Below are 12598 nucleotides of genomic sequence, written 5' to 3'. Positions count from 1 at the left end.
TGTCATGCAGCTCGGACTCATCGGCCTCGGCAAGATGGGCGGCAACATGCGCGAGCGGATCCGCCGCGCGGGCCACACGGTCGTCGGCTACGACCGCAACCCCGAGGTCTCGGACGTGAGCAGCCTCTCCGAACTCGTGAGCGCGCTCGAAGGCCCGCGCGTGGTGTGGGTGATGGTCCCCGCCGGCGCCGCCACACAGTCCACCATCGACCAGCTCGGCGAGCTCCTGGAGCCCGGCGACACCGTCGTCGACGGCGGCAACTCCCGCTGGACGGACGACGAGAAGCACGCGGAGGAACTGGCCGCCAAGGGCATCGGGTTCGTCGACGCGGGCGTCTCCGGCGGTGTCTGGGGCCTCAAGAACGGCTACGCGCTGATGGTCGGCGGCGATGCCGAGAACATCGCCAAGGTGCAGCCGATCTTCGACGCCCTCAAGCCCGAGGGTGACGCCGGCTTCGTGCATGCCGGCAAGGTCGGCGCGGGCCACTTCTCCAAGATGGTCCACAACGGCATCGAGTACGCCATGATGCAGGCCTACGCCGAGGGCTGGGAGCTCCTGGAGAAGGTCCACTCCGTCACCGACGTGCGCGAGGTCTTCCGCTCCTGGCAGGAAGGCACCGTCATCCGCTCCTGGCTGCTCGACCTCGCGGTCAACGCGCTGGACGACGACGAGCACCTGGAGAAGCTGCGCGGCTACGCGGACGACTCCGGCGAGGGCCGCTGGACCGTCGAGGCGGCCATCGACAACGCCGTCCCGCTGCCCGCCATCACCGCCTCCCTCTTCGCCCGGTTCGCCTCCCGCCAGGACGACTCCCCGCAGATGAAGATGATCGCGGCACTGCGCAACCAGTTCGGCGGCCACGCCGTCGAGTCGGCGAAGTAGCGACCATGGGCGACCTCCTGCTGGTCCGCCACGGTGAGACCGAGTGGAGCGTGTCGGGCCAGCACACCAGCTGGACCGACCTCCCCCTCACCCAGCACGGCGAGGAACAGGCCAAGTCCCTCGCCCCGCTGCTCGCAGGCCGGACCTTCGCCCTGGCCCTGACCAGCCCGCTCGGCCGCGCGATACGCACGGCGGAACTCGCGGGCGTGTACGGGGCCGTGGCCGATGCCGACCTGCACGAGTGGGACTACGGCGCGTACGAAGGCATCACGACCGTCGAGATACACCGCACCCGGCCCGACTGGTTCCTGTGGAACGACGGCGTGCCGCCCGGCTCCGACGGCCGTCCCGGCGAATCACCGGCGGAGGTGGGAGAGCGCGCGGACCGCGTGCTGTCCCGCGTCGGGCCGGCGCTCGCCGACGGCGACGTGATCCTCGTGGCACACGCCCACTTCCTGCGCGTGCTGACGGCCCGTCGGCTGGGGCTGTCCCCCGCGGACGGGCGGCTGTTCCAGCTCGCGACGGGCACCGTCAGCCGGCTGTCCACCGAACACGGGCATCCTGTGATCGCCGAGTGGAACGCCACCGGAACTTCTGCGGCGGTTCGCTAGTTTCTACATTGCTGTAGAAATCGACGAGGTCACGGTCCGCCCTCCGGGGCGGGCCGGGCCTCTCCCAACGTATGGAGCTCTCATGGCCCTGTGGGACCGCATCAAGGAGTCCGCGTCGACGATGCAGACCCAGCTCGTGGCGAAGAAGAACGATCTGAAGAGCGGTGCCTTCCGCGACGCGAGCATGGCGATGTGCGCGCTCGTCGCCGCGGCGGACGGGACGGTCGATCCCTCCGAGCGCCAGCGCGTCGCGCAGCTCATCGCCACGAACGAGGTGTTGCAGAACTTCGACGCCGACGACCTGCGCCGCCGCTTCGACGACAACCTGAACAAGCTGACCGCCGACTTCGCCTTCGGCAAGGTCAGCGTCCTCCAGGAGATCGCCAAGGCGAAGAAGAAGCCGGCCGAGGCGCGCGCCGTCATCCAGATCGGCATCGTCATCGGCGGCGCCGACGGCGACTTCGACAAGACCGAGCAGGCCGTCGTGCGCGAGGCGTGCTTCGCCCTCGACCTGCCGCCGCACGAGTTCGACCTGTAGTTCCCCACCGGCCCGGCCGTGCCACCTCTACGGCCGGGACACGTGAGGTGGCTCAGGCGCCGTGCGTCGCGCGCCTGCGCCACTTCACGTACTCCGCCCCCGGGTCGCCGGTGCGGGACCAGGGCATCCGGCTGGCGCGCACCCCCAGGGTCTTGAAGAGCGTGGCCGCGAGGTCCGGCAGACCCGCGTAGCTGGCGGCGTGCGCCAGGTAGTTGAGGTCGCGCACCTCCTCCGGCGCGGGCTGGCCGTCCGGGCGCGCGGTGATCCAGCGCTGCCAGGTACGCCGTACGTCGTCGACGGCTCCCTCATGGTTCCAGTGCCCGTCGAGGTCGACGGGCACGCCCGGCCGCCCGTTCGCCTCCTCCTGGAGAAAGCGGTACTCCTCCACGCGGGCGAACTGCACCAGGACCGGCAGCGCGCAGCCCGGCGGGGCGACGGCCGCCGCGTCACGGGCGAAGTCGTACATCAGGCCGTGGGTGCCGTGCCAGCGCGCCGAGTAGTAGCGCAGCACATGGAGGTGCCCCTCGATCGTGTAAGGGTCGCGGGCGTGCAACTCGTCCCACCAGCGGCCGAGTTCCTGGCGGCGTACCCCGGCGGCGTAGAGCCGGGCGACGGAGATGAGGCAGATCCACGGTGTGGGGTCCTCGGGGTAGGCCTCGGCACCCTGCAGACACGCCATCACCGCCCGGTCGACGCGCCGCTGCTCGACGGGTACGCGCCCGCCCGCGACGGTGGCGAGGGTGAAGGCCCTGGCCACCTCGGTCGCGGCCCGCAGCACCAGGGCGTCGGGGCTGCGCGGCTCCGCGGCGAGCCAGGACTCGACCGCCGAGTTGCCCGCGCACGCGGGCGCGAGCAGCCGGATCCGGTGGGCGCGCACGGACCATGCGGGGCCGGTCACCCGCAGCAGATCCCGCAGACCCTGCCAGCGCCCGTTGGCGATGTCCTTGCGTGCGGTGGTGAGGGGCGCGTCCCCGTAGTCGGGGTCGAAGTCGGGGGTGAAGCGGTCTCCCGGCATGGGCTCCCTCTCAAAACGTGAAGCACTGAAACCGGCCTCGGAGCCGGAGGCCGATTGCTCCACGTCCTGGGCAGCAGACTGGGGGCGATACCGTGCTGCCGCTGTCATCGGCCGACGGTCGCTCCGCAGAGGTGTTCCGCGGGTGGTGTGATGATAGCGGTGGTCATTGATGTTTCAATGTCAACTGGCGGGTAATATGCGCCGCCCGGGGACGAGCGGCGTCGTGACGCGAGTGGCGCCGTGACGCGGCCGAGGGGTCAGCGCCCCGGTCGGCGCGGCAGGTGCTGCGCGGCGAGCCGCACAGGGGCGTTCTGCGCTCCGTAGCCCCGGTAACCGCCGTCACGCTGGACGAGTTCGAAGAAGACACGGCCGACCGTCTCCGTGTAGCAGTGGCGGAACTCGCCCTCCGCGTCACGGTCGTAGAGGATGCCGAGTTCGCGGTACGTCTCCGGCTCGCCGTCGGCGAACTCATACCGTGCGGCGAGGTCGTCGTAGTAGTTCGCGGGCATCGCCAGCAGTCGGCCGCCGGCCTCGCGGAAGCGGCGGGCCGCGGTGACCACGTCGTCGGTGGCGAGGGCGATGTGCTGGGCGCGGGCGCCCTCGTCAGTGGGGGCGGGCCCGACGCCGAGCGCGATACGGACGCTGCCGTCGCCGTTGGTGACCGCGCGGCTGCGGTGCAGTCCGTACGGGTCGGCGACATCGACGCTGTCCTGTGCGCTCAGCCCGAGCACACTGCGGTGGAAGAGGGCCGCCTCGTCGAACTGGTGCCAGGGCTGGGTGAGGGCCAGGTGGTCGATGCGGGCCACGTGCTGCGGGAGTCGTTCGTGCGGGACCGGCACGAAGTCGCACGTCCACCCCGCGAGTTCGGGGTGCCCGGAGCGGTCCGTGACACAGAAGAAGAGTTCGGTGCCGTCGGGGGCGGCCACCGCGTCCAGCGGTGCGTCCTCGGGGGCGCGGCGGCGGGGCAGGACCGGGGCGAGGAGGGATTCGGCGCGCCGGGCCGCGGCGGCCGGGTCCGGGGACTCCAGGCCGACGGCCGCGAGGGAGGTGCCGTCGCGCCGGGCGGCCGGTCCGGTGTTCACGAGGACACGGGCCTCGCCCTGCTGCCAGAGATCGACGGGCTTGCTGCGGTGCCTGGCCCTGCGGGTGAAGCCGAGGGCGCCGAGGAGCGCGGTGACGGGTTCGACGTCGGGGGTGACGAGCTCGGCGAAGGCGACACCGGTCGGCACCACGGGCGCGGGCGGGACCGCGAGTCCCGTCGCCTCCTGGAGGACGAGGAGGGAGCGACGCGCGTCCACGGCGGTCGGTCCGGCCTCGGCCTGCCGGAAGACGTCGTTGAAGACCTCGAGGGAGAGCGGTCCGCGGTATCCGGCCCGCAGGACGTGTCCGAGGAACCCCGCGATGTCGAAGCCGCCCTGGCCCGGGAAGCAACGGTAGTGGCGGCTCCACTGCAGGACGTCCATCGCCATCAGGGGGGCGTCGGCCAGTTGCAGGAAGAAGATCTTCTCGCCGGGGATGTCCTCGATGCCCTTGGGGTCGCCGCCGCGGGCGAGGATGTGGAAGCTGTCCAGGCAGGTGCCGAGGGCGGGGTGGTCCGCGGCTTCGACGATGCTCCAGGCGTGGTCGTACGTACTCACATGGCGGCCCCACGCGAGCGCCTCGTAGGCGACGCGCATTCCGAAGTCCTGTGCGAGGTCCGCGAGTCGGCGCAGCTGGTCGGCCGCGAGCGCGTCGTCGTCCACGGCGAGCGGGGAGACGCTGGAGCAGACCAGGACCGTGTCGGTGCCGAGGCGGCGCATGAGTTCGAACTTGTGCCGGGCGCGGCGCAGATTGCGGGCGAACTCCTCTTCGGGCACCGCTTCGATGTCCCGCATCGGCTGGTACAGGTCGATGCTCAGACCGAGGTCCGCGGTGCGGGCCCGGATCTCCTCGGGTGCGAGGGGGCTCGCGAGCAGATCGTTCTCGAAGATCTCCACCCCGTCGAACCCGGCCCGCCCCGCAGCCGTGAGCTTCTCGGTCAGGGACCCACTGAGCGAGACAGTGGCAATGGACATACGCACGTCGATACTCCTTGGCTGTCGCTCCACATCGAGGCACGGCGAGAGCCGCCGACTCAGGCGGGCCCGCAAGGGGCGCGGGGCGGTGACAAGTGCGGCTCCGCCGCGGGGGCGGGTGCGCGATCAGCCCCCACGGCCCCGCACCCCGCCACACAACCCGAGCCGCCCCACCCATCAGGCGCCCTCAGCCACCAACACCCGCACCTGGCACACCCGCCAGCTCAGCAATGTCCGCCAGCATCCGCACGGCATCCGGCTCGCGCCCCGTGAACAGCCGAAACGCGTCCGCCGCCTGGAACACGGCCATGCCCCCGCCGTCCAGCGTCGCGCACCCCACCGCCCGGGCCGTGCGCAGCAACGCGGTCTCCAGCGGCCGGTACACCACCTCGGCGACCCACAGACCGGGATGCAGCAGCTCGGCCGGGAAGGGCAGCCCGGGATGGGCCGCCATCCCGGTGGGCGTCGCGTGCACCACCCCGTCGCCGCGGCCGAGCAGCCCCCCGAGCGCGTCCGGCGTCGCGGCCGCCGCCCGCCCCGCACCGAAGTGCCGGTTCAGCCCGGCGGCGAGATCCGCCGCCCGGTCCGGCATCGCGTCCACGACGGTGACGTGCCCCGCGCCCAGCGTCAGCACGGCGTGGGCGACGGCCGCCCCCGCCCCGCCCGCACCCAACTGCACGACCCGCTCCAGCGGGACATCGGGCAGCCCGCGCGCGAAGGACGCGGCGAACCCGGTGACATCGGTGTTGTGCCCGACCGCGCGGCCCCCCTCGAAGACGACGGTGTTGACCGCGCCGAGGGCCGCCGCCTGCGGAGCGAGCTCGTCGAGGTGGTCGATGACCAGTTGCTTGCAGGGGTGCGTGATGTTCAGCCCGTCGAAGCCGAGGTCCCGCGCGGCCCGTACGAGATCGCCCACCGCCTCCGGCCCGACGCCGAGCACGTCGATGTCGATCAGCCGGTACAGACAGCGCAGTCCCTGCCGGTCGGCCTCCCGCTCGTGCAGCGCGGGGCTGAGCGAGGGGCCGATGCCGGAACCGATGAGGCCGACGAGATACGTGTCCATGGTCACGGCGGACCTCCTGAGCGCTCACTAATGTACGAACTAGTACGTTAGCTATATCAGCATCCCGAGCTCGCGGGAAGGCCCGCCCCGGAACTCGGGACCACGGCGGCAGACCCTGCTTCTACAATCGCGGGCACTGACCCCCTCGCCCGAAGGAAGCCGATGACCAGCGTCGAAGAACCTGCCCGGCCCGTCGGGCGCATCCGCGACGCCGCCCGGACCAAGGCCGAGATTCTCGACGTGGCGACCCAGGAGTTCTCCCGTGCCGGCTTCGCCGGTGCCCGTGTCGACGAGATCGCCGCCCGCACCCGCACCACCAAGCGGATGATCTATTACTACTTCGGCGGCAAGGAGCAGCTGTTCACGGCCGTTCTGGAGCGCGCGTACTCCGCGATCCGGATGGCCGAACAGGAGCTGGACGTCGAGCACTTGGACCCGGTCGCGGCCATCCGCAGGCTCGCCGAGCTGACCTTCGACCACCATGAGGCGCATCCGGACTTCATCCGGCTGGTCAGCATCGAGAACATCCACGAGGCGGAACACATAGCGGCGTCCGAGGAACTCGGGAAGATCGGTTCGCCCGCGCTGGAGGTGATCCGCCGCATCCTGGAGACCGGCCGGAAGTCGGGCCTGTTCACGGCCGACGTCGACGCCGTGGACCTGCACGCGATGATCAGCTCGTTCTGCTTCTTCCGGGTCTCCAACCGGCATACCTTCGGCGCCCTCTTCGGCCGCGACCTGGTCGCCCCCGACCAGCGGGAGCACTACCGGACCATGCTCGGCGACATGGTCATCGCCTATCTGACGGCGGACCGCACGGAGGACTGAGAACGGCAGGACCGTCACCCCCCTCTCCGTGCCCCGCTCCGGGGCCGGGGCGGGGCACGGCCGGGAAAGATCCTTCAGTACGACCTCTTGACACCCGGGAAACGTGGGCGCACCATCCGTAGCCATCCGCTACTAACTATCCAGTGGGTTAATTAGCCGGACACGCCACGTTGAGCAGACCTCCCACCGTCGAGCAGACTCGTCGCATCCGGCACGGCCGACCCGTACACCCCCAGGGCCCCGGCACCACACCCCTCCGTCACTCCCGTCCCCGGAGTTCCCTCGAAGGAGCACGCCGTGTCTGTCCCCGCCGTCCCGCTCGACGCGCCACCCGGCCAGCCCCGGAAGGCCGCCATGGCCGCCTGGATCGGCAGCGCCCTGGAGTACTACGACTTCTTCATCTACGGCAGCGCCGCGGCCCTGATCTTCCCGAAGGTCTTCTTCGACGAGTCAGACCCGGCCACCGCGACCCTCCTCTCACTGGCCACGTTCGGCGTCGCGTACGCGGCCCGCCCGGTCGGCGCGCTCTTCCTCGGCCACTTCGGCGACCGGGTCGGCCGTAAGAAGATCATGGTCTTCACCCTGCTCCTGATGGGCCTGTCGACGTTCCTCATCGGCTGTCTGCCCACTCGCGCCCAGGTCGGCGGCCTCGCCCCGGTCCTGCTGGTGCTCTGCCGCGTCCTCCAGGGCATCTCCGCGGCCGGTGAGCAGGCGAGCGCCAACTCCATGACGCTGGAGCACGCGCCGCCCCACCGCCGGGGCTTCTTCACCAGCTTCACCCTCAGCGGCACCCAGGGCGGCCAGCTCCTGGCGACCCTGGTGTTCCTGCCGGTCGCCGCGCTGCCCGAGGACCAACTGCTCTCCTGGGGCTGGCGCGTGCCGTTCTGGGCGAGCGTCGCGGTCGCCGTGGTCGGCTATGTCATCCGCCGCACGCTCCAGGAGACGCCGGCCTTCACCCAGCAGGTCGCGAGCGAGGGCGTTCCCAAACTGCCGCTCCTCGTGCTCCTCCGCGAGTACTGGGCGGACGTCCTGCGGGTCGTCGCGGGCGCCCTGATCGCCTCGGTCAGCACGATCTTCACGGTCTGGGCGCTGGCGTACGGCACGAGCGACTCGGTCGGGCTGTCGCGCACGCAGATGCTGTGGGTGGGCGCGCTCGCCAACATCGTGGCCCTCGGCGCGATCCCCGCCTGGGCCACGCTCTCCGACCGGATCGGCCGCCGTCCGGTCTTTCTGATCGGCGCCGCGGGCAGCGCCGTGCTGATGTTCGCCTACCTGTGGGCCCTCTCGACCGGCTCGTACCCCCTCGTCCTCCTCTTCGGCATCCTCGCCTTCGGTGTCGTGTACAGCGCGGCCAACGGTGTCTGGCCGTCCTTCTACGGCGAGATGTTCTCCACCCGCGTCCGGCTCTCCGGTATGGCGATCGGCACGCAGATCGGCTTCGCCGTCGCCGGGTTCGCGGTCACCTTCGCCGCGCAGATCGCGGGCCCGGGCGGCGACGACTGGTCGTCCGTGGCGCTGTTCACCGCGGCGCTGTGCGTCCCGCCGGTGCTCGCCGCGCTCACCGCCCGCGAGACGCACACGGTGCCGACGGAGGAGCTGGGCGAGCGGGCGCCCCAGGACGCCGCGAAGCGCGAGGCCGTGACCGCCTGACCGCCCGACCGGGGGCACGGTTGACAGCTGACGTTTTCGGCAAGAAGATCGCCCGGAACAAGCGGAAAGAAACAGCGCGGTCACACAGAGCCACTCCGCGCACCCCGGCCGGGTTCAGGGGCGGCCGGTGTGCGCGGAGATCCCTCAGCGTCCGCGGGGGATGCCGTACGCGCGCTCCACGTGGAGCCGTAGGACGAGCCGACCGTCGCTGACCATGGCGGCCCGGTAGTCGTCCCAGTCGGGGTGCTCGCCCCGGACGGCCCGGTAGAGCCGCACCAGTTCCTCGACGGTCTCGTCGTGCGGGTCCCGGGCGACGGGAGTGAGCTCGGCGGTGCCCTCGGCGACCGTGTACGCCCATCGGTCCTCGGCCGTCACATGGTAGGAGGCCCGCGGGTCCCGGCGCAGATTGCGGGTCTTGGCGCGGTCGTCAGTGACCGAGACCCGGACGATCCGCTCGTCGGGATCGTAGGCGTGGTTCACGTTGGACAGCTGGGGCCGGCCGTCCTTCTTGAGGGTGACCAGCACTCCGCCGTCGCACTCGGAGAGCAGCTTGAGCAGCGTGTCCTGCGTCGCGTCCTGAGTCATGTATCGCTCAACCCCGGGGAACGCATGGCCATTCCCGTCACGTAGACACCGTCTACCAAAATAGTAGACAGTGTCTACGGGTACTGGTAGACAGGGTCCATGAGTGAAGCGGACACCGGGCTGCGGGCCCGGTTGATCGAGGTGGGCGTGGACCTGGTGACCACGCAGGGCGCGCAGGTTCTGACCCTGCGGGAGATCGCCCGTCGCGCGGGCGTCTCCCACGGCGCCCCGCGCCGCTACTTCCCGACCCATCTGGAACTGCTCTCCGCCATCGCGCGCCGGGGCTTCGCCGACCTGGGGACCCGGGCGACGGAGGCGCTGGGCGACGGAGGGGCGAGTCCCCGCGCCCAGCTCACGACGCTGGGGAGGGTCTATCTCGATTTCGCCTTCACTCAGCCCGGGATGTACGAGCTGATGTTCCGTCATGATCTCTTGGAGAGTGGGACCTTGGGGCTCCGGGAGACCAGTCTGCCGCTGTTCGGCGTCCTGGTGGACCTGGTCGGCCGGGCACGCCCCGAGGCCGACGCCGCGCTCGTCGCGGGCGCCCTCTGGGCGAACCTGCACGGGATCGCCCAGCTGTGGGGCTGGAGCAGCCTCCAGCTCGCCACGGGAGCCACCGACTTCGCAGCCCTGTTGGATGCCGCGCTGGACGCGCACCTCGGGCCGGAGGAGCGGTGACCCCCTCGGCGCGGCGCCGTCTCACACTGACCAACAGCGTCGTCGGGGCCGTGATCGTCGCGCTGGACGGAACCGTCCTCACCGTCGCTCAGCCCACGCTGCGGCGCGACCTGGACGCGTCGTTCGCGCAGGTGCAGTGGACCAGTACCGGCTATCTCATCGCGGTGGCCAGTCTGTTGGTGTTCGCGGGGCGACTCGGGGACCGCTACGGCCACCAACAGGTCTTCGCCGTGGGGATGGTGGGGTTCGGGGCGACGTCGGCGGGGATCGGGCTGACGCCCGACATCGGCTGGGTGATCGGACTGCGGGTCGCCCAGGGCGTCTTCGGCGCACTGTCGCAGCCCGCCACCCTCGGGATGCTGCGCGCCGCCTACCCGCCCGACCGGCTCGGCATGCCCATCGCGCTGCGCACCAGCGCCATCGGTCTCGCGGCCGCCGCGGGTCCCCTCCTCGGCGGGGCGCTGGTCACCCAGCTGGGCTGGCGGGCCGTCTTCTTCCTGAACGTCGTACCCGCGCTCGTCATGGCCGCCCTGGCCCTGACCGTCCGGGACGCGCCCCGGGTCAGAGGCTCGGCGGCCGGACTCGACGTGCCCGGCGCGACGCTGCTCGCGGTGGCCCTGGTCGCCCTGGTGCGCACGCTCGTCGTGCTGCCCGAGACCGGCCGGCTCACGGAGACCGTGCTCGGTCCGGTCGTGGCGACGGTCGCGGCAGCCGCGTTCGTGCGGCACGAACGGCGCGCGGCGAGCCCGCTCGTGCCGCCCGGCCTGCTCGGCTCCCCCACGGTCGGCGCGGCGCTCGGCACCCTCGTGTGCGCCTCCGCGGCGCTGTTCGGCACGCTCTTCGTCAGCACCTACTACCTTCAGGACGTGCTCGGCCTCGACCCGCTCCAGAGCAGTCTGCGTGCGCTCCCGCTGGCCGTGATGATGGTGCTGGGCGCGCCGGTCTCCGCCGTACTGCTGCGCCGCTACGGCCCGCGCCGCACGACCGGGACCGCGATGCTGCTGCTCCTCCTCGGCGTCCTGCTGCTGTCCCGGCTCGACCGCGCCTCGACGGACCTGGCGATCGGCGCCGGATTCCTGCTCCTGGGCGCGGGGTTCGTCGCGGTGATGGTGAGCGCGACGGCCGTCGTCGTGCGCTGCTCGTCCGCCGGGTCGGCCGGGGTGGCGGGCGGGCTCCAGCAGACCGCGATGAACGTCGGACCGACGGTGGGGGTGGCCGTCGCGACCACGCTCGTCGGCCTGGCCGGCGTCGACATGGGCCCCTCGCTGACCGTCCTCGCGGCCCTCACGGCGGTCGGCGCGCTGTCGGCGCTGCGGCTCCCGGGCCGCGGCGACGCACCGGTCGCCGAGCGGCGACCCGCCGGTCACCCACCCAGCGACGCCGCCCGCGAAGTCCGTACGAGACGATGAGGGCGAGCGAGACGATGAGGACGAGCGAGTCCGAGAGCCGCAGTCCGGAGGAGAACCATGGGACATCTGCGACAAGAGGTCGAGCCGCGCGAGGCCGGCCTCGATCCGAAGGCGCTGGCCCGCCTGGACCAGCACTTCTCCCACCTGGTCGACGACCTCCGGCTGCCCGGCTACCTCGTGTCCGTGTCCCGGCACGGCCGGGTCGCGCACCTCACCACGTACGGCCACCGCGACCGCGAGGCCCGACTCCCCGTCGAGACCGACACCTTGTGGCGGATCTACTCGATGACGAAGCCGGTCACCTCGGTCGCCGCGCTGATGCTCCTGGAGGAGGGACGCTTCCGGCTCGACGACCCCGTCGCCCGTTTCCTCCCCGCCTTCGCCGACCCCCGGGTGTACGTCAGCGGGTCGGGCGCCGACATGAAGACCCGCCCGGCCGCGCAACCCCTCCTGATCCGGCACCTGTTGACCCACACCTCGGGTCTGACCTTCGGCTTCTACCACTCCCACCCCGTCGACGCGCTCTACCGCGACGCCGGTCTGGAGTCGTCGGTGGCACCGGGCGCGGACCTGGCCGGGACCTGCGACGTGTACGCGGGCCTGCCCCTGCAGTTCGAGCCGGGCACCGAGTGGAACTACTCGGTCTCCACCAATGTGCTCGGCCGTCTGATCGAGGTGGTGTCGGGGCAGGACCTCGACGAGTTCCTCGCCGAGCGGATCTTCGGGCCGCTGGGGATGACGGACGCCGGGTTCTGCGTCACCGACGAGCAGTCCGGGCGGCTCGCCGAGCTCTACGGCGAGGACGCCGAGGGCCGCATCACCCCCATCGCCGGGCTCCCCCTGCACGGCCGCCCGCGCTTCCTCTCCGGCAGCGGCGGCATGGTGGCCTCCGCGTACGACTACCACCGCTTCATGGAGATGCTCCGCCGTCGCGGCGAACTCGACGGGGCCCGGCTGCTGAAGCCGGAGACCGTGGACACGATGGCCGCCAACCACCTCCCGGGCGGCGCCGACCGCCGCACCTTCGGCAGCGCGCTGCACCGCGAGCCCGGCAACGCGGGGCTCGGCTTCGGACTCGGGGTATCCGTCGTGGTGGACCCGGAGATCACCCGGTCGCCGTCCAGCGAGGGCGCGTTCGGCTGGAGCGGGGTCGCCAGTACGACCTTCTGGGTCGACCCGCGCCACGACCTGACCGTGCAGTTCTACACCCAGGTCCGCCCGACCTCGTCCCACTCGATCTATCCCGAGCTCAAGCGGCTCGTGCACGAGGCCGTGCTCGACTGA

Annotated in this window: 12 protein-coding genes; 8 read left to right on the top strand and 4 right to left on the bottom strand. The window is 71.6% G+C overall.

What is annotated here, in order from left to right:
• Window positions 1-4: 4 nt before the first annotated feature.
• The 3 genes from gnd to ACZ7M3_RS33095 all read left to right on the top strand — a co-directional run bounded on the left by gnd (window position 5) and on the right by ACZ7M3_RS33095 (window position 2032).
• A complete protein-coding gene (gene gnd / locus ACZ7M3_RS33105; RefSeq protein ID WP_472068056.1) occupies window positions 5-883 on the top strand; it encodes a phosphogluconate dehydrogenase (NAD(+)-dependent, decarboxylating) in 879 nt (292 codons plus the stop codon).
• Between the two features lie 5 nt (window positions 884-888).
• A complete protein-coding gene (locus ACZ7M3_RS33100; protein WP_388526471.1) occupies window positions 889-1494 on the top strand; it encodes a histidine phosphatase family protein in 606 nt (201 codons plus the stop codon).
• An 82-nt stretch (window positions 1495-1576) separates the two neighbouring features.
• A complete protein-coding gene (locus ACZ7M3_RS33095) occupies window positions 1577-2032 on the top strand; it encodes a tellurite resistance TerB family protein (RefSeq protein WP_472068054.1) in 456 nt (151 codons plus the stop codon).
• A 52-nt stretch (window positions 2033-2084) separates the two neighbouring features.
• On the opposite strand, the gene ACZ7M3_RS33090 is transcribed toward ACZ7M3_RS33095, so the two are convergent.
• From ACZ7M3_RS33090 to ACZ7M3_RS33080, 3 genes are all read right to left on the bottom strand, one after another.
• On the bottom strand, window positions 2085-3047 hold the full coding sequence (locus tag ACZ7M3_RS33090) for a hypothetical protein (RefSeq protein ID WP_472068052.1): 963 nt from the start codon (window positions 3045-3047) through the stop codon (window positions 2085-2087).
• 257 nt (window positions 3048-3304) lie between these two features.
• Window positions 3305-5107, bottom strand: a complete 1803-nt coding sequence (locus tag ACZ7M3_RS33085; protein ID WP_472068050.1) for a bifunctional sugar phosphate isomerase/epimerase/4-hydroxyphenylpyruvate dioxygenase family protein — start codon at window positions 5105-5107, stop codon at window positions 3305-3307.
• Between the two features lie 181 nt (window positions 5108-5288).
• A complete protein-coding gene (locus ACZ7M3_RS33080) occupies window positions 5289-6164 on the bottom strand; it encodes a shikimate dehydrogenase (protein WP_472068230.1) in 876 nt (291 codons plus the stop codon).
• A 162-nt stretch (window positions 6165-6326) separates the two neighbouring features.
• Between ACZ7M3_RS33080 and ACZ7M3_RS33075 the strand changes: the two genes are divergently transcribed.
• Both ACZ7M3_RS33075 and ACZ7M3_RS33070 read left to right on the top strand, forming a co-directional pair.
• The gene (locus ACZ7M3_RS33075; protein ID WP_351299238.1) at window positions 6327-6992 is read left to right on the top strand and encodes a TetR/AcrR family transcriptional regulator; all 666 of its coding nucleotides are present in this window, start codon (window positions 6327-6329) and stop codon (window positions 6990-6992) included.
• A gap of 297 nt (window positions 6993-7289) precedes the next feature.
• On the top strand, window positions 7290-8642 hold the full coding sequence (locus ACZ7M3_RS33070; RefSeq protein WP_472068048.1) for an MFS transporter: 1353 nt from the start codon (window positions 7290-7292) through the stop codon (window positions 8640-8642).
• 144 nt (window positions 8643-8786) lie between these two features.
• On the opposite strand, the gene ACZ7M3_RS33065 is transcribed toward ACZ7M3_RS33070, so the two are convergent.
• The gene (locus tag ACZ7M3_RS33065) at window positions 8787-9227 is read right to left on the bottom strand and encodes a PPOX class F420-dependent oxidoreductase (RefSeq protein ID WP_450423353.1); all 441 of its coding nucleotides are present in this window, start codon (window positions 9225-9227) and stop codon (window positions 8787-8789) included.
• A 99-nt stretch (window positions 9228-9326) separates the two neighbouring features.
• On the opposite strand from ACZ7M3_RS33065, the gene ACZ7M3_RS33060 reads away from it, so the two are divergent.
• Genes ACZ7M3_RS33060 through ACZ7M3_RS33050 form a run of 3 tightly spaced genes read left to right on the top strand, consistent with a single transcriptional unit; the run spans window position 9327 to window position 12598 of the window.
• Complete coding sequence (locus ACZ7M3_RS33060) at window positions 9327-9905, top strand: TetR/AcrR family transcriptional regulator (protein WP_472068046.1); 579 nt, start codon at window positions 9327-9329, stop codon at window positions 9903-9905.
• Window positions 9902-11314, top strand: a complete 1413-nt coding sequence (locus ACZ7M3_RS33055; protein ID WP_472068044.1) for an MFS transporter — start codon at window positions 9902-9904, stop codon at window positions 11312-11314. The genes ACZ7M3_RS33060 and ACZ7M3_RS33055 overlap by 4 nt, the downstream gene beginning before the upstream one ends.
• Window positions 11315-11371: 57 nt before the next feature.
• A complete protein-coding gene (locus ACZ7M3_RS33050) occupies window positions 11372-12598 on the top strand; it encodes a serine hydrolase domain-containing protein (protein WP_472068042.1) in 1227 nt (408 codons plus the stop codon).

The sequence above is a fragment of the Streptomyces sp. NPDC111656 genome (assembly GCF_055656965.1).
Note: the sequence above shows the minus strand (reverse complement) of the source record. Positions and strands in the feature narration are given on the sequence as shown.